Raw genomic sequence first — 15919 nt, 5'->3', positions numbered from 1 at the left:
GATGTCCTATGAACTGATCGCCATCCTGATGTTTTCCACCATGATGGTGATGCTGATGACCGGCCAGCGCGTGTTCGGCGCCATCGGCTTTGTCGCGGTGCTGGCCTCGCTGCTGCTGTGGGGTGACCGGGGCGGATATGACATCGGCTTTTCGGCGGCGATGAAGCTGATGAAATGGTATCCGCTGCTGACCCTGCCGATGTTCATCTTCATGGGTTACGTGCTGTCGGAATCCAAGATCGCCGACGACCTCTACAGGATGTTCCATGTCTGGATGGGCGGGCTTAACGGCGGGCTTGCCATCGGCACCATCGGGTTGATGGTCCTGATCTCGGCAATGAACGGTCTGTCGGTGGCGGGCATGGCCATCGGTGCCACCATCGCCCTGCCCGAGCTTCTCAAACGCGGCTATGACAAGAAGATGGTCACGGGGGTGATCCAGGCCGGGTCCAGTCTGGGGATCCTGGTGCCCCCGTCGGTGGTGCTGGTGCTTTACGCGATGATCGCGCGCCAGCCGGTGGGCCAGCTCTGGCTGGCGGGCGTGCTGCCGGGCCTGATGATGGCCGCCATGTTCATCCTCTACATCGCCATCCGGTGCAAGCTGAACCCGGCCCTTGGCCCGGCGCTGTCGACCGAGGAGCGTGACGTGCCGATGGGTGAGAAACTGCGCCTGTTGCGCGCGGGCCTGCTACCGCTGGGCATCTTCGCGGCGATGATGGTGCCCTTTGTCAACGGCTGGACCTCGCTGGTGGAAAGCTCGGCCATCGGGGCGCTGACGGCCTTTCTGGCCGCCGTGCTCAAGGGTCGGATGAACCGTCAGGTGTTCGAGACCTCGGTCCGCTCGACCTTGGGTATCTCGTGCATGTTCATGTGGATCATCCTGGCCGCACTTGCGTTTGGCGCGGTGTTCGATGGCTTGGGCGCGGTGAAAGCGATCGAGGATCTGTTCACCGAGCGGTTGGGGCTGAACCCCTGGGTCATCCTGATCCTGATGCAGCTCAGCTTCATCATCATGGGTACCTTTCTGGACGATACCGCGATGCTGGTGATCGTGGCGCCGCTTTACGTGCCGCTGGTGGGTGCGCTGGGGTTTGACCTGATCTGGTACGGGGTGCTTTATACGATCACCACGCAAATCGCCTATATGACGCCGCCCTTTGGCTATAACCTGTTCCTGATGCGGGCAATGGCGCCGCCCGAGATCACCCTGCGCGACATCTATGGCTCGATCCTGCCTTTCGTGCTGGTGATGACCTTGGCGCTGGCGATCATCATGATCTTTCCGCAGATCGCGCTGTGGCTGCCCGAGACTGTCTACAACAAGTGATCCCGGAATGAACCGGGGCATCCAATCCACCCTTTTGCAATTGGGAGAGAACCGATGACCACAAGACGCAAGTTTATCACCACCGCCGCCGTCGGCGCGGCGGCCGCGCCGCTGGCCACCCCGGCGCTGGCGCAATCTACGATCAAATGGCGCATGCAGACCTATGCCGGCCCGGCACTGGCCGCCCATGTGATCGACCCGGCGATTGCCATGTTCAACAAGATCGCCGGCGATCGCATGCAGATCGAGCTGTTCTATGCCGATCAGCTGGTCCCCACCGGAGAGCTGTTCCGCGCCATGCAGCGCGGCACCATCGACGCGGTGCAATCGGATGACGACTCGATGGCCTCGCCCACCGAGGTCACCGTTTTCGGCGGCTATTTCCCCTTCGCCTCGCGCTACTCGCTGGACGTGCCGGTGCTGTTCAACCAGTACGGCCTGAACGAGATCTGGGACGCGGAATATTCCAAGGTCGGCGTCAAGCATATCAGCGCGGGCGCCTGGGACCCCTGCCATTTCGCCACCAAGGACCCGATCAACAGCCTGGCCGACCTGAACGGCAAGCGTGTCTTTACCTTCCCGACCGCGGGCCGCTTCCTGAGCCAGTTCGGCGTGGTGCCGGTCACCCTGCCGTGGGAGGATATCGAGGTCGCGGTACAGACCGGCGAGCTTGATGGCATCGCCTGGTCGGGCATCACCGAGGATTACACCGTCGGCTGGGCCGATGTGACCAACTACTTCCTGACCAACAACATCTCGGGCGCCTGGGCGGGCAGCTTCTTTGCCAATATGGACCGCTGGAACGAGTTGCCGGAGGATCTGCAAACCCTGTTCCGGGTCTGCTGTGACCAGTCGCATTACTATCGCCAGTGGTGGTATTGGGGCGGCGAGGCCAGCCTGCGTGTCAATGGCACCAAGATGCAGCTGACCTCGATCCCTGATGCCGAATGGGCGCAGGTCGAAGAGGCGGCGGTCAAGTTCTGGGACGAGATCGCGGCGGAATCCGAGACAAAGGCCAAGGTTGTCGAGATCTTCAAGAAGTACAACGCCGACATGGCGAAGGCCGGACGGCCTTATCGCTACGGCTAAATCACAGACCCGGCCCGCCGCCCCTTGCGGCGGGCCGGTCCCCGCGACAGAATTTTCGACGAAAATTCTTGACCCCACCAAATCCAAAGGTCGTGACATGCTCACATTCGAAACGCTGAAAGCCCAGGTTGCCGCAGGCACCGTCGACACGGTTCTGGTCTGCCTGGTCGACATGCAGGGCCGCCTGATGGGCAAGCGGTTCCATGCGCAGAACTTCCTCGACAGCGCCTATGAGGAAACCCATTGCTGCAACTACCTGCTGGCCACCGATCTTGAGATGGCCACGCCGGACGGCTATCGCGCCACCTCGTGGCAGGCCGGCTATGGCGACTACGTGATGAAGCCCGACCTGAGCACGCTGCGCCCCCTGCCCTGGCTCGAAGGCACGGTGATGGTGCTGTGCGACGTGCTGGATCACCACAGCCATGAACCGGTGCCGCATTCGCCGCGCCAGGTCCTGAAGGCGCAAATCGCCCGCGCCGAGGCGCTGGGGCTGACGCCGATGATGGCGACCGAGCTGGAATTCTTTCTGTTCGAGGGCACGTTCGACGAGATCCGCAAGACCGGCTATCGCAACCTGACCCCGATCTCGGGCTATAACGAGGATTACCATATCCTGCAGACCAGCAAGGAAGAGCATGTGATGCGCCCGCTGCGCAACCATCTCTTCGCCGCAGGCATCCCGGTCGAGAACACCAAGGGCGAGGCCGAGGCGGGTCAGGAAGAACTGAACATCCGCTATGCCGACGCGCTGGCCTGTGCCGATCACCACACGATCGCCAAACATGCCACCAAGGAGATCGCCCATCAGCACGGCCATGCGGCCAGCTTTCTTCCGAAATGGCACCATGACCGGGTCGGCAGCGCCAGCCATGTGCACCTGTCGCTGTGGCGCGGGTCCGAGCCTGCGTTTTACGACAAGGATGCACCGCACGGGCTGAGCGAACTGGGCCGCCAGTTCTGCGCCGGGATGATCCGCTATGCGCCCGACTACACCTTCTTCCTGGCGCCCTATGTGAACAGCTACAAACGCTTCATGAAGGGCACTTTTGCGCCCACCAAGACCGTCTGGTCGGTGGACAACCGCACCGCCGGGTTCCGCATGTGCGCCGAAGGCACCAAGGGTGTACGGATGGAATGCCGCATCGGCGGCTCGGACCTGAACCCCTATCTGGCGCAGGCGGCCCTGCTGGCGGCGGGTCTGCAGGGGATTGAGGAGAAGCTGGAACTGGCGCCGCCCACCAGCGGCGATGTCTATGACAATGCCGAAGCCGGAGAGATCCCGCGCAGCCTGCGCGACGCGATCGGGACCTTGGGCGGGTCGGCCATGCTGCGGGCGGCGATGGGAGATTGGGTGATCGATCACTACACCCGCTGCGCCCAGTGGGAGCAGGAAGAATTCGACCGTGTGGTGACCGATTGGGAAATCGCGCGCGGTTTCGAGAAAGCCTGAAGCGGTGGGCAAATGGGGGGCCAGCCCCCCAAGCCCCCCGGAGTATTTTGAACCAGAAAGAAGACAGGGGTGGCTTATGCCCCCCGAAACTGGAGTTCGGTCATGACAAGAACCGTGCAATGCATCTCGCCGATCGACGGATCGGTCTATCTGGAGCGGCCCGCGGCCACGCGCGAGGCGGCCATGGACGCCGCCGAGCGCGCCCGCGCCGCGCAAGCCGCTTGGGCCGCGCGCCCCCTGGCCGAGCGCGTGGCGCTGGTGCTGGCGGCCGTGGCCGAGGTGGGCAAGACCACCGATCGCATGGCGGTGGAACTGGCCCATCAGATGGGCCGCCCCGTCCGCTATGGCGGCGAGTTCGGCGGTTTCAACGAGCGCGCCACCTATATGGCCGGGATCGCCGAGAGCGCGCTTGCGCCGCTGGTGATCGAGGACAGCGACGCCTTTCTGCGCAAGATCGAGCGCGAGCCCTTTGGTGTAGTGCTGGTGGTGGCGCCCTGGAACTATCCCTACATGACCGCGATCAACACAGTCGCGCCCGCGCTGATGGCGGGCAATACGGTGATCCTGAAACATGCCGCCCAAACCCTGCAGGTGGGCGAGCGGATGGCCGAGGCGTTTCATGCCGCGGGCATCCCCGAGGACGTGTTCCAGAACATCGTGCTGGACCACGACACCACCGCCGAGCTGATTTCCCGCCGCAAGGTGAATTTCGTCAATTTCACCGGATCGGTCCGGGGCGGTCAGGCGATGGAACGCGCCGCCGCCGGCACCTTCATCCCCGTCTCGACCGAGCTGGGTGGCAAGGATCCGGGCTATGTCCGGGCCGATGCCGATCTGGACGCCGCCGTCGAGACGCTGATCGACGGGGCCATGTTCAACTCGGGCCAGTGCTGTTGCGGGATCGAGCGGATCTATGTGCATGCGAGCCTGTTCAACGCCTTTGTCGACAAGGCGGTGGCGCTGGTAAAGGGTTACAAACTGGGCAATCCGCTGGACCCCGAGACCACGATCGGGCCGATGGCCAATGTGCGCTTTGCCCAGGTGGCGCGCGACCAGATCGAGGATGCCATCGCCAAGGGCGCGACCGCCCATATCGAACGGTTCGCGCAAGATGACGGCGGCGCCTATCTGACGCCGCAGATCCTGACCAATGTCACCCATGACATGGAGATCATGCGCGAAGAGACCTTCGGGCCCGTCGTGGGCATCATGCCGGTCGCCGATGACGAAGAGGCGATTGCGCTGATGAACGATTGCCAGTTCGGGCTGACCGCCTCGATCTGGACCCGCGACACCGCCCGCGCCGACGAGATCGGCAGGCGGCTGGAAACCGGCACCGTGTTCATGAACCGCTGCGATTACCTTGATCCCGCGCTTTGCTGGACCGGCTGCAAGGATACCGGCCGGGGCGCGGGCCTGTCCGTGCTGGGCTTTCACGCCCTGACCCGTCCCAAATCCTACCACCTGAAAAAGGCTTGAGGCCCATGAAACTTGTTGGAAACTGGTCCTATCCCACCACCATCCGCTTTGGTGCGGGGCGGATCGCCGAAATCGCCGAGGCCTGCAAGGCCGCCGGTATATCCAAGCCGCTGCTGGTCACCGACAAGGGGCTGGCCGCGATGGAGATCACCACCCGCACGCTGGACCTGATGGAGGCCGCGGGCCTGGGCCGGGCGATGTTTTCCGAGGTTGATCCCAACCCGACCGAGCGCAATGTCGAGGCCGGACTGAAAGTCTATCGCGAGGGCGGCTATGACGGGGTGATCGCCTTTGGCGGCGGCTCGGGGCTTGATCTGGGCAAGACGCTGGCCTTCATGGCAGGCCAGACCCGTCCGCTCTGGGATTTCGAGGATATCGGCGACTGGTGGACCCGCGCCGACCCGGCGGGCATTCACCCGATCGTCGCCGTGCCCACCACCGCCGGGACAGGATCGGAAGTGGGCCGCGCGGGCGTGATCACCAATTCGGAAACCCACGAGAAAAAGATCATCTTTCACCCGCTGATGCTGCCCAAGGTGGTGATCTGCGACCCGGAACTGACCGTGGGCATGCCGAAATTCATTACCGCAGGCACCGGCCTCGATGCCTTTGCCCATTGTGTCGAGGCCTATTGCTCGCCCCATTACCACCCGATGAGCCAGGGCATCGCACTGGAAGGCATGCGGCTGGTCAAGGAATACCTGCCCCGCGCCTATGCCGACGGGTCGGACCTTGAGGCGCGCGCGCATATGATGTCAGCCGCCGCCATGGGCGCCACCGCCTTCCAGAAAGGGCTGGGCGCCATCCATGCGCTGTCGCACCCCATTGGCGCGCATCACCACACCCATCACGGCACCACCAACGCGGTCTGCATGCCGGCCGTGCTGCAATTCAACCGCCCCGCGGCCCAGGGCGTGCTGGCCGAGGCCGCCGCCTATCTGGGCATTGCGGGCGGGTTTGACGGGTTCGCGGCCTATGTCGACGAGTTGAACATCTCGCTCGGTATCCCCAAGACGCTGACCGATCTGGGCGTCACCAGCCCCGATATCGACGTGCTGGTGCGTGACGCACTGAACGACCCCTCGACCGGCGGCAACCCGGTGGCGATGACGGCAGAGAATACACGTCCGCTTCTGGAATCGTTGTTCTGATAGTCTCGCCGGGCGGGGGTGCGAGGCCCCTGCCCGGCGGCACCGGCAGCGGCGCCAACTGGATTCCGCTCGCAGAATCAAAGACCTTTACCTGATTCGGCGCGATGTATATGATCGCAACAGAGAGCGCGCAAAGCGCCCGCGCATCCCAGCGCATCAGGCTAAGGAGCAGCAGCATGAAACTCCGCGTGGCAGCGGCGGTATTGGCGCTCGGCGTAAGCCCCGCCAGCCTTTCGGCACAGAGTATTGGTCTTGTCGGCGCCAATGTCGACATCAACCACTATCAGTTCACCAACAAATCCAAGGGCGCGCGTCAGGCGCTGCAAGGCTCTTTCGAGCTTGGTCTTGGCAGTTCTGTCGCAACCCAACTTGACGTCGGCTATTACAAGTTCGATCAAGTCGGCGGCAGCGGCCGCAGCGCCACGCTGCATGGTATCTACAAGTTCGGCTATGGCGGCGCGGTCGGCGGGTTCTGGGGCACCGAGGATGGTGGCGGCATCGACCGCAACTTCTACGGTCTCGAAGCCGCCTACGATTTCTCGGCCATTCGGCTGGAGGGTTATTTCTCGCGTGGCCGCGTGCAGGGGACCAACGCAACCCTGCTCGGCGGCAAGATAAGCAGCGACGTGGGCAGCGGTCCGCTCAGCCTGAACGCCAGCGTCGATTTCATGGACAACAAGACCGGTGCCAACATGACCCGCATGGCGATCGGCGCCGATTACGGGTTGGGAAGCGGCGTGAACCTGTATGGTGAGGTTGGTACCGGCAACGCCCGAGTGGCCAATTTCAGCAACAACGATGCCTTTGTCGGCATCGGCCTGCGCTTTGACCTGGGCGACCGGCCGGGCACCACCTTTGGTCGTCGCGCCCTGCTCGACCGCCTGCCGGGGCTGTGACCCCAACAACGTAAGCTTGTTGGTGTAACTATCCCTACCAAAACAAAAAACCGCCGGATTACTGCCCGGCGGCTTTGAAATCTGGTGGGTGATAAGAGATTTGAACTCCTGACATCTTCGATGTGAACGAAGCGCTCTACCACTGAGCTAATCACCCGTGAGGCAGGCTTTTAGCGTTACTCGGCAGCCTCTGCAAGAGGGTCCGCATCAAGTTTTTCCACTTCTTCCTCTGCATGGGTGCTGCGGCGCAATTTGCAGATGATCACCTGCCCGTTGCCCTTGTCGGTCGAGCGGTTCACCTTGAGCTTGCCAAGCGGCTGGAGGTTCAGATCGCGTTCTTCCGAAATCGCCTCGCCCATGATCGCCAGCATCGCCTCGACGGCGGGTTTGACATATTTCTTCTTCACGTCGGACCGGGCGACAACCAGATCGATCAGCTCGCGCTTGCGCAACTCGTTTCCGTTATCCTGATCCTCGGCTTCGTCGGCGCGCACCACGCGGGGCAGCGGCGTATCAAGCGCTTCGGCGGCCTCGACAGATTCGATCTCGGGGTCTACCGGCTCCGCTTCGGCAGCGGCGGTCTTTTCCTTTGCGGTGGCGGTGCCGGAGGTGGAACGTGTGCTGCGGCGCGTGGTGGTCTTGCGTGCTGTGGTCGTCGTCCGTGTACTGCGCTTTACCATTTTGGTGCCCCGTTGTTTTGTTTTCGGAAGCTTAGCTATTTGTTTCCGATCTGGCTACATTCACTCACAAAATAGTTGAAATCAGGTGTCCGGATACAACAAGGGCGGGCCAAAAGGCCCGCCCTTGTCAGCAAGTGCAAACTCGTTCAGTGCGCTGTGGCCGAGGCGCCTTCGCCACCCGGAAGCGCCGATTTGGCGGCGGCGGCCTCTTCCTCGGCGGCCTCGTCCCATTCAATCGCTTCGGGCTGGCGAACAAGCGCGTGTTTCAGCACCTCGGACACATGCGCGACAGGGATGATCGTCAGCCCCTCCTTCACGTTGTCGGGGATCTCGCGCAGGTCTTTTTCGTTCTCGGCCGGGATCAGCACGGTCTTGACGCCGCCGCGCAGGGCGGCGAGCAGCTTCTCCTTCAGTCCGCCGATGGCCAGCACATTGCCGCGCAGCGTGACCTCACCCGTCATGGCGATGTCCTTGCGCACGGGCGTCTGGGTCAGCACAGACACGATCGAGGTGACCATGGCGATACCGGCGCTGGGGCCGTCCTTGGGCGTGGCGCCTTCGGGAACGTGCACGTGGATATCCCAGCGATCCAGCCGGGGCGGCTTTACACCGATGGCCGGGGCGATCGAGCGCACGTAGGACGCCGCCGCGTCGATCGACTCCTTCATCACCTCGCCCAGCTTGCCGGTGGTCTTCATCCGGCCCTTGCCCGGCAGGCGCAGCGCCTCGATCGACAACAGGTCGCCGCCTACGCTGGTCCAGGCCAGACCGGTGACGACACCCACCTGATCGTCCTTCTCGGCCAGACCGAACCTGAACCGGCGCACACCCAGGAAATCCTCCAGATTCTCGGGCGTTACCGAGACCTTTTCTGCGTCTTTCTTGAGGATCTTCGTCAGCGCCTTGCGGCAGATCTTGGCCACTTCGCGTTCCAGGTTCCGCACCCCCGCCTCGCGGGTGTAATAGCGGATGATGTCGGTCAGCGCCGCGTCGGACAGATCGAACTCCTTGGCACGCAGACCGTGGTTCTTGGTCTGCTTCGGCAGCAGGTGGCGCTTGGCAATCTCGCGCTTTTCATCCTCGGTATAGCCCGCCAGCGGAATGATCTCCATCCGGTCCAGCAGCGGTCCGGGCATGTTGTAGCTGTTCGACGTGGTCAGGAACATCACGTTCGAGAGGTCATATTCCACCTCGAGATAATGATCCATGAAGGTGTTGTTCTGTTCCGGGTCCAGTACCTCGAGCATCGCGCTTGCCGGGTCGCCCCGGAAATCCTGCCCCATCTTGTCGATCTCGTCGAGCAGGATGAGCGGATTGGTGGTTTTCGCCTTTTTCAGCGCCTGGATGATCTTGCCCGGCATCGAACCGATATAGGTCCGGCGGTGGCCGCGGATCTCGCTCTCGTCACGTACGCCACCCAGCGAGATGCGGATGAACTCGCGCCCCGTTGCCCGGGCGACCGATTTGCCCAGCGAGGTCTTGCCCACACCCGGAGGGCCGACAAGGCACAGGATCGGCCCCTTCAACTTGGCCGAGCGCTGTTGCACCGCCAGATACTCGACGATGCGCTCCTTGACCTTTTCCAGCCCATAGTGATCGGCATCCAGCACGCCCTCGGCGCGGCCCAGATCCTTTTTCACGCGGGATTTGACGCCCCACGGGATCGACAGCAGCCAGTCGAGATAGTTACGCACGACCGTGGCCTCGGCCGACATGGGCGACATGTTCTTGAGCTTCTTCAGCTCGGCCTCGGCTTTTTCACGCGCCTCTTTCGACAGCTTGGTGGCGGCGATCTTCTCTTCCAGCTCGGCAATCTCGCCGGCACCTTCTTCGCCATCGCCCAGCTCACGCTGGATCGCCTTCATCTGTTCGTTGAGGTAGTATTCGCGCTGGGTCTTCTCCATCTGGGATTTGACCCGGGTCTTGATCTTCTTCTCGACCTGCAGAACGCTCATCTCGCCCTGCATCAGGCCATAGACCTTTTCCAGCCGCTCGCTGACGCTGAGCGTTTCCAACAGGTCCTGTTTCTGTCCAACCTCGATGCCCAGGTGGCCCGCGACCAGATCGGCCAGCTTGGCGGGCTCGGTGGTCTCGCCAACAGCGGCCAGCGCCTCTTCGGGAATGTTCTTGCGCACCTTGGCATAGCGCTCGAATTCATCGCCCACGGTGCGGATCAGCGCCTGGGTGGTGGTCACGTCGCCGGGGATCTCGGTCAGATATTCGGCACGCGCCTCGAAAAAGACGTCGTTTTCCAAGAAGGCGGTGATCTTGACTCGTGCCTGCCCCTCGACCAGCACCTTGACGGTGCCATCGGGCAGTTTCAGCAGTTGCAGCACATTGGCCAGCACGCCGGTGCGGTAAATGCCGTCACTGTCCGGGTCGTCGATACCGGGATCGATCTGGCTCGACAGCAGGATCTGCTTGTCTTCCTGCATCACCTCTTCCAGCGCCCGCACCGATTTCTCGCGGCCGACAAAAAGCGGCACGATCATATGCGGGAACACCACGATGTCGCGCAGCGGCAGGACGGGGTAAGAGGCGTTCAGAGGCTCTTGCATGCTCTATCCTTATCATTGGCAAGATGGCACCGGTCCCTGTCTCAGGCGACCCCCGGCCATCTCCTGTCTCGGGCTGATAAGGTGGGGTGAGTCCCCGTCCATTTCAACCAGACCCGTAAATTGGTGCCGCGCACAATGACGCGACTGCCAGCGGACCGCAAGTCTGCAAAACCACCGCCGCAGCGGATTCCTGCGGGACGGCGGGCGGGGCGATCTGCGCCGGGGCGCAGGAGCGCCGGACCGTCGCCCCGCCCGGCCCCTCAGTTGCGCAGGAAGCTGACCAAGCGGCGCGCATGGGTCTCGGTCCCGTCCTTGCCGCGCCCCTGTACGGTCAGCACACCGCCCATCCGGTCCTCGTCCAGTACCGCCAAGTGCACATGCAGCCACAGATGGGTGCCCTCCTCGTCAATCCGTTCCTGGTCGAATTCCAGCCGCAGCATCCCAACGCTGCCGCAATCGGGGACCAGCCCCAGCCTGTCGAAATCGAGATATTGCTGCGCGCCATCAACCGGGACCGGTGCAATGCCGGTTTCGGGATCGGCCAGCCGTATCTCGGCCTCGCCGAACTGCGCCATGTCGGCATAGACGGTGCCGTCGCGGTACAACATCGCCATGATCTGGTGACCCGCGCGCGGCATCGGCAGCTTCATCTCGTTGGCACCCATCTTCATCATCAGACCGGGTCCGTTATGCGCCTGCCAGGCGCCGTCCAGCAGCGGCGCCACCAGATCGGCATAATGTTCCGCGCTCAGCGCGCAACCATCCAGTTCGGCGGCGCCAACCATTCCGCCCCAAATACACATCACCGCAGATACCAGTCGCTTCACGGCAATCTCCTTTGTTTTCAAATAAATGCAGAGCGCAGAAAGCGATGTATCCAGAACCGTTTCAAGTCCGGCAAACCTGACCTTTTGCCCCTGGCCGCCCGGTGGGCGGCCAAAGGGAGCGGCCTGTTTCAGGCCGTCTGCAACACCGGATAGTCGGTATATCCTTCTTCGCCGCCGCCGTAATAGGTGGCGGTATCGCCTGCATTCAGCGGCGCGTCGGCGGTCAAGCGCTCGACCAGGTCGGGATTGGCAATGTACGGCCGGCCAAAGGCCACCAGATCCACCGCGTCGATCCGGGTCCGTTCCAGTGCGCTGGCCCGGTCATACCCGTTGTTGCCCATATAGGTCCCGGTCCAGAGCTGGCGCAGATCGTCGAACGCCCCTTCGCGGACACCGCCGGTCTGACCTTCGACCATGTGCAGATAGGCCAGCCCATAGGTATCCAGTCGTTCGATCACCGGCGTATAGGTGGCGATCGGGTTGTTGTCAGAGATGCCGTTCACATCCGAGAAGGGCGACAGGCGGATGCCGACATGGCCCGCATCCCAGGCGCCCACAACGGCATCGACGACTTCGAACAGGAACCGTGCGCGGTTCTCGACCGACCCGCCATAGGCGTCCTGCCGCCGGTTGCTGCCATCCTTGAGGAACTGCTCGACCAGATAGCCGTTGGCCGCATGGATCTCGACCCCGTCGAACCCGGCCTCGCGCGCGCAACGGGTGGCATGGGCGTAATCGGCCACAACACGGGCGATCTCATCCGTCTCCAACGCGCGCGGCTCCGATGTGTTTTCGAACCCGGCATGGGTAAAGGTCTTTGCCTTGGCCGCAATCGCCGAGGCCGAAACCGGCGCCTGCCCGTCCGGCAAAAGCGATGTGTGCGAGATCCGCCCGACATGCCAGAGCTGGATCACGATCTTGCCACCCCTTGCATGAACCGCATCGGTCACCTTGCGCCAGGCGGCCACCTGTTCGGGCGTATGGATGCCCGGCGTCTGGATATAGCCCTTGCCCTCGGCGCTGATCTGCGCGCCCTCGGTGATCAGCAGCCCGGCGCTGGCGCGCTGGGCGTAGTATTCCGCGTGCCGGTCGAACACGACACCAGTTGTGTCATCGGCCCGGTTCCGCGTCAGCGGTGCCATCACGACCCGGTTCTTCAACGCGATATTGCCGGCCTTGTGGGGGGAAAAGAGTGTCTCGGTCATCGTGGGTTCTCCTGTGTTCGTCCGGTGGCGGCGATGGTCAGCGCAGCCGGTGCAGCCCCAACTATGCCCTCGGCGCCGATCCGCAAGGGCAGACAGTTCGGGCAGGTCCGGACGAAAGAGAAGAACATCTGCCGATTGCGTCCAGCGCCGGGCCTTTGTTCCAAGCCCGAACGGGCAGGAACATCTTCCCGCCCGAGCAGCAAAATACGGGATAACGTTTTCTTCACAACTCTGACATGTCGCAAACGCAAAGCTACAAAGCTGGGTGTCGCGAGTCAGAGCGGTTCGATATCACCTTGCGCCCGGCCCGCGTGAAAATCGGCCTCCCAAGCGGCAAAAGTGCCCGCCGCAATCGCCTCTCGCATGCCCGCCATGATTTCCTGGTAATAATGCAGGTTGTGCCAAGTCAGTAGCATCGAGCTGATGATCTCCTGACTGCGGAACACGTGATGCAGATAGGCGCGGCTATAGTTGCGGCAGGCCGGACAGGTGCAGGCCTCGTCCAGCGGGCGCGGGTCGTCCATGTGGCGCGCATTCTTGATGTTCAGAACCCCGTGCCGGGTGAACACCTGTCCCGTGCGACCCGAGCGCGACGGTAGCACACAATCCATCATGTCGATGCCGCGCTTGACGGCGCCGACGATATCGTCGGGCTTGCCCACCCCCATCAGGTATCGCGGCTTGTCTTCGGGCAGGAAGCCGGGCGCATAATCGAGACAGCCAAACATCGCCGACTGACCCTCGCCCACAGCGAGACCGCCCACCGCATAGCCCTCGAACCCGATCGCCTTCAACGCCTCGGCGCTCTCCTCGCGCAGATCCTGCTCCAACCCGCCCTGCATGATACCAAAGAGCGCATGCCCAGGACGGTCGCCAAACGCCGCGCGCGAGCGTTCCGCCCAGCGCATTGAAAGCCGCATGCTTTCGGCGATCCGGTCGCGGTCGGCGGGCAGCGCCGGGCATTCATCGAAACACATCACGATGTCACTGCCCAACAGCCGCTGGATCTCCATCGAGCGCTCCGGGGTCAGCTCGTGCTTGGACCCGTCGATATGGGATTTGAAGGTCACGCCCTTTTCGGTCAGCTTGCGCAAACCTGCCAGCGACATGACCTGAAACCCGCCGCTGTCGGTCAGGATCGGCCGCTCCCAGTTCATGAACTTGTGCAGGCCGCCCAACCGGTCGATCCGCTCGGCCGTGGGCCGCAGCATCAGGTGATAGGTATTGCCCAACAGGATATCGGCGCCGGTGGCGCGCACACTCTCGGGCATCATCGCCTTGACGGTTGCCGCCGTACCCACCGGCATGAAGGCCGGTGTGCGCACCTCACCGCGCGGCGTCTGGATAACGCCGGTACGCGCCTTGCCATCCTTAGCATGCAGGTCAAAAGAGAAACGCTCGCTCATCTAATCCTCGCGGCTCGGGTCAACCGGGCAGGCTTTGCCCCAAGCGCGCCGGCAATGCAAGCCGCGCGCCCGCTTTCCCCTTTGCACGGCGGGCGATACAGACCATACCTATGTTGAATGGCGGCAACATCCGCCCCATATGTATACCATAGTACACAAATATCAGGGATACAGCATGACCGAAGAGCAGATCATCGGCCTCGTTAGCCAGAACATCGTCTTTCTTGCTGCCGCGATCTTTATCATCGTGGTCATTCTCAAGGGCATCCGCATCGTCCCGCAATCCGAGAAATACGTGGTCGAACGCTTTGGGCGGCTGCATGCGGTGCTGGGGCCGGGCATCAACTTCATCGTGCCTTTCCTCGATGTGGTCCGGCACAAGATCTCGATCCTCGAACGCCAGCTCCCGACCGCCAGCCAGGACGCGATCACCAAGGACAACGTGCTGGTGCAGGTGGACACATCGGTGTTCTACCGCATCACCGAACCGGAAAAGACCGTCTATCGCATCCGCGACGTGGACGGCGCCATCTCCACCACCGTGGCCGGGATCGTGCGGGCCGAGATCGGCAAGATGGACCTGGACGAGGTGCAATCGAACCGGGCGCAGCTGATCTCCACCATCAAATCCTCGGTCGAGGATGCGGTTGACGATTGGGGGATCGAGGTCACCCGGGCCGAGATCCTCGATGTGAACCTGGATCAGGCCACCCGCGACGCCATGCTGCAACAGCTGAATGCCGAACGCGAACGCCGCGCCCAGGTGACCAAGGCCGAAGGCGCAAAGCGCGCGGTTGAACTCAATGCCGATGCCGAGCTTTATGCCGCCGAGCAGACCGCCAAGGCCCGCCGCATCCAGGCCGAGGCCGAGGCCTATGCGACCGAGGTCGTGGCCCGCGCCATCGCCGCGCACGGGCTGGAGGCCGCGCAATACCAGGTGGCGCTGAAACAGGTCGAGGCGCTCAATGCCTTGGGCAATGGCGCCGGGAAACAAACCATCATCCTGCCCGCCAACGCGCTCGAAGCCTTTGGTGACGCCTTCAAGCTGCTGAAAGGGGGCAAGTGATGATTGACGCGCTTTGGTCGGTCTGGTGGCTCTGGCTTGCCGGTGCGCTGGTGCTGGGCGTGGTCGAGATGCTGCTGCCCGGCTTCATCTTTCTGGGCTTCGCCATCGGCGCGGCGCTGACCGGGCTGATGCTGCTGGCAGTGACGCCGTCGCTGCCGCTGCTGCTGTTGATCTTCGCCGCTCTGTCACTGACCGCCTGGCTGCTGCTCAAGCGCAGCTTTGCCCTGCCTTCTGGCCAGGTGAAAACCTTTAAGGACGATATCAACGGCTGAGGCGGATCTGTTTTCCGGCAAGGAAAACAGGTCGGAAAAATTCAATTTTTCCGGCCCCCGCCCAGCAACAAGGGGTGCCCTGCCTCTGGACGCCCCCGGCCCCATTCCCTATATAATCGCTCAGGTAACAAGCCGAGGACCAGATGACCCACGCGACAGAACCCATGGAAGGCGCGCCACTGATTGCGCCCTCTTCCGTCGACCACGACCTGTACGAGCCGGTGGTCGAGGCCTGCCGCACGGTCTATGACCCCGAAATTCCGGTCAACATCTTCGAGCTTGGTCTGATCTATACCGTCGAGATCTCAGGCGAGAACGAGGTGCGGGTTATCATGACCCTGACCGCGCCCGGCTGCCCGGTGGCGGGCGAAATGCCCGGCTGGGTCGGGGCAGCGGTCGAAAGCGTGCCTGGTGTCAAATCGGTCGAGGTCGAAATGACCTGGGATCCGCCTTGGGGCATGGAGATGATGTCCGACGAGGCGCGGCTGGAACTGGGCTTCATGTGATCGG

At 62.8% G+C, this 15919-nt stretch carries 14 protein-coding genes and 1 tRNA gene; 9 read left to right on the top strand and 6 right to left on the bottom strand.

What is annotated here, in order from left to right; all coding sequences use genetic code 11:
• Position 1: 1 nt before the first annotated feature.
• The 6 genes from AC2FL1_RS03065 (at position 2) to AC2FL1_RS03040 (ending at position 7395) form a co-directional block, all read left to right on the top strand.
• On the top strand, positions 2-1327 hold the full coding sequence (locus AC2FL1_RS03065; protein ID WP_496875945.1) for a TRAP transporter large permease: 1326 nt from the start codon (positions 2-4) through the stop codon (positions 1325-1327).
• Positions 1328-1381: 54 nt separating this feature from the next.
• Positions 1382-2416: a TRAP transporter substrate-binding protein gene (locus AC2FL1_RS03060; protein WP_234136248.1), complete on the top strand. Its 1035-nt coding sequence runs from the start codon at positions 1382-1384 to the stop codon at positions 2414-2416.
• A gap of 97 nt (positions 2417-2513) precedes the next feature.
• Complete coding sequence (locus AC2FL1_RS03055; protein WP_496875944.1) at positions 2514-3869, top strand: glutamine synthetase family protein; 1356 nt, start codon at positions 2514-2516, stop codon at positions 3867-3869.
• Between the two features lie 102 nt (positions 3870-3971).
• Complete coding sequence (locus tag AC2FL1_RS03050) at positions 3972-5348, top strand: aldehyde dehydrogenase family protein (protein WP_496827532.1); 1377 nt, start codon at positions 3972-3974, stop codon at positions 5346-5348.
• A 5-nt stretch (positions 5349-5353) separates the two neighbouring features.
• A complete protein-coding gene (locus tag AC2FL1_RS03045; RefSeq protein ID WP_496875943.1) occupies positions 5354-6499 on the top strand; it encodes an iron-containing alcohol dehydrogenase in 1146 nt (381 codons plus the stop codon).
• Between the two features lie 176 nt (positions 6500-6675).
• A complete protein-coding gene (locus tag AC2FL1_RS03040; RefSeq protein ID WP_496827528.1) occupies positions 6676-7395 on the top strand; it encodes a porin in 720 nt (239 codons plus the stop codon).
• 82 nt (positions 7396-7477) lie between these two features.
• Here AC2FL1_RS03040 and AC2FL1_RS03035 read toward each other — a convergent pair.
• The 6 genes from AC2FL1_RS03035 to tgt form a co-directional block, all read right to left on the bottom strand.
• Positions 7478-7552, bottom strand: a tRNA-Val gene (locus AC2FL1_RS03035).
• A 19-nt stretch (positions 7553-7571) separates the two neighbouring features.
• Positions 7572-8075 (bottom strand): HU family DNA-binding protein, encoded by a 504-nt coding sequence (locus AC2FL1_RS03030; protein WP_496875942.1) that lies wholly within the window; start codon positions 8073-8075, stop codon positions 7572-7574.
• Positions 8076-8221: 146 nt separating this feature from the next.
• On the bottom strand, positions 8222-10633 hold the full coding sequence (lon, locus tag AC2FL1_RS03025; RefSeq protein WP_496827524.1) for an endopeptidase La: 2412 nt from the start codon (positions 10631-10633) through the stop codon (positions 8222-8224).
• Positions 10634-10893: 260 nt separating this feature from the next.
• On the bottom strand, positions 10894-11460 hold the full coding sequence (locus AC2FL1_RS03020) for a hypothetical protein (RefSeq protein WP_496875941.1): 567 nt from the start codon (positions 11458-11460) through the stop codon (positions 10894-10896).
• Between the two features lie 128 nt (positions 11461-11588).
• Complete coding sequence (locus tag AC2FL1_RS03015) at positions 11589-12665, bottom strand: alkene reductase (protein ID WP_496875940.1); 1077 nt, start codon at positions 12663-12665, stop codon at positions 11589-11591.
• 275 nt (positions 12666-12940) lie between these two features.
• A complete protein-coding gene (gene tgt / locus AC2FL1_RS03010) occupies positions 12941-14071 on the bottom strand; it encodes a tRNA guanosine(34) transglycosylase Tgt (protein WP_496827518.1) in 1131 nt (376 codons plus the stop codon).
• Positions 14072-14246: 175 nt separating this feature from the next.
• Between tgt and AC2FL1_RS03005 the strand changes: the two genes are divergently transcribed.
• The 3 genes from AC2FL1_RS03005 to AC2FL1_RS02995 all read left to right on the top strand — a co-directional run bounded on the left by AC2FL1_RS03005 (position 14247) and on the right by AC2FL1_RS02995 (position 15915).
• Complete coding sequence (locus AC2FL1_RS03005) at positions 14247-15137, top strand: SPFH domain-containing protein (protein ID WP_496876023.1); 891 nt, start codon at positions 14247-14249, stop codon at positions 15135-15137.
• Positions 15137-15409, top strand: a complete 273-nt coding sequence (locus tag AC2FL1_RS03000) for an NfeD family protein (RefSeq protein WP_496875939.1) — start codon at positions 15137-15139, stop codon at positions 15407-15409. Before AC2FL1_RS03005 ends, AC2FL1_RS03000 begins: the two co-directional genes overlap by 1 nt.
• A gap of 143 nt (positions 15410-15552) precedes the next feature.
• Positions 15553-15915 (top strand): SUF system Fe-S cluster assembly protein, encoded by a 363-nt coding sequence (locus AC2FL1_RS02995; protein ID WP_496875938.1) that lies wholly within the window; start codon positions 15553-15555, stop codon positions 15913-15915.
• Positions 15916-15919: the final 4 nt, after the last annotated feature.

This window comes from Ruegeria sp. YKSF070, assembly GCF_059612725.1.
Note: the sequence above shows the minus strand (reverse complement) of the source record. Positions and strands in the feature narration are given on the sequence as shown.

What these genes read in the sequence shown, in the direction of transcription:
- AC2FL1_RS03065 (WP_496875945.1), top strand. Translation starts at nt 2, where the DNA reads ATGTCCTATGAACTGATCGCCATCCTGATGTTTTCCACCATGATGGTG.
- AC2FL1_RS03060 (WP_234136248.1), top strand. Translation starts at nt 1,382, where the DNA reads ATGACCACAAGACGCAAGTTTATCACCACCGCCGCCGTCGGCGCGGCG.
- AC2FL1_RS03055 (WP_496875944.1), top strand. Translation starts at nt 2,514, where the DNA reads ATGCTCACATTCGAAACGCTGAAAGCCCAGGTTGCCGCAGGCACCGTC.
- AC2FL1_RS03050 (WP_496827532.1), top strand. Translation starts at nt 3,972, where the DNA reads ATGACAAGAACCGTGCAATGCATCTCGCCGATCGACGGATCGGTCTAT.
- AC2FL1_RS03045 (WP_496875943.1), top strand. Translation starts at nt 5,354, where the DNA reads ATGAAACTTGTTGGAAACTGGTCCTATCCCACCACCATCCGCTTTGGT.
- AC2FL1_RS03040 (WP_496827528.1), top strand. Translation starts at nt 6,676, where the DNA reads ATGAAACTCCGCGTGGCAGCGGCGGTATTGGCGCTCGGCGTAAGCCCC.
- AC2FL1_RS03030 (WP_496875942.1), bottom strand. Translation starts at nt 8,075, where the DNA reads ATGGTAAAGCGCAGTACACGGACGACGACCACAGCACGCAAGACCACC.
- lon (WP_496827524.1), bottom strand. Translation starts at nt 10,633, where the DNA reads ATGCAAGAGCCTCTGAACGCCTCTTACCCCGTCCTGCCGCTGCGCGAC.
- AC2FL1_RS03015 (WP_496875940.1), bottom strand. Translation starts at nt 12,665, where the DNA reads ATGACCGAGACACTCTTTTCCCCCCACAAGGCCGGCAATATCGCGTTG.
- tgt (WP_496827518.1), bottom strand. Translation starts at nt 14,071, where the DNA reads ATGAGCGAGCGTTTCTCTTTTGACCTGCATGCTAAGGATGGCAAGGCG.
- AC2FL1_RS03005 (WP_496876023.1), top strand. Translation starts at nt 14,247, where the DNA reads ATGACCGAAGAGCAGATCATCGGCCTCGTTAGCCAGAACATCGTCTTT.
- AC2FL1_RS03000 (WP_496875939.1), top strand. Translation starts at nt 15,137, where the DNA reads ATGATTGACGCGCTTTGGTCGGTCTGGTGGCTCTGGCTTGCCGGTGCG.
- AC2FL1_RS02995 (WP_496875938.1), top strand. Translation starts at nt 15,553, where the DNA reads ATGACCCACGCGACAGAACCCATGGAAGGCGCGCCACTGATTGCGCCC.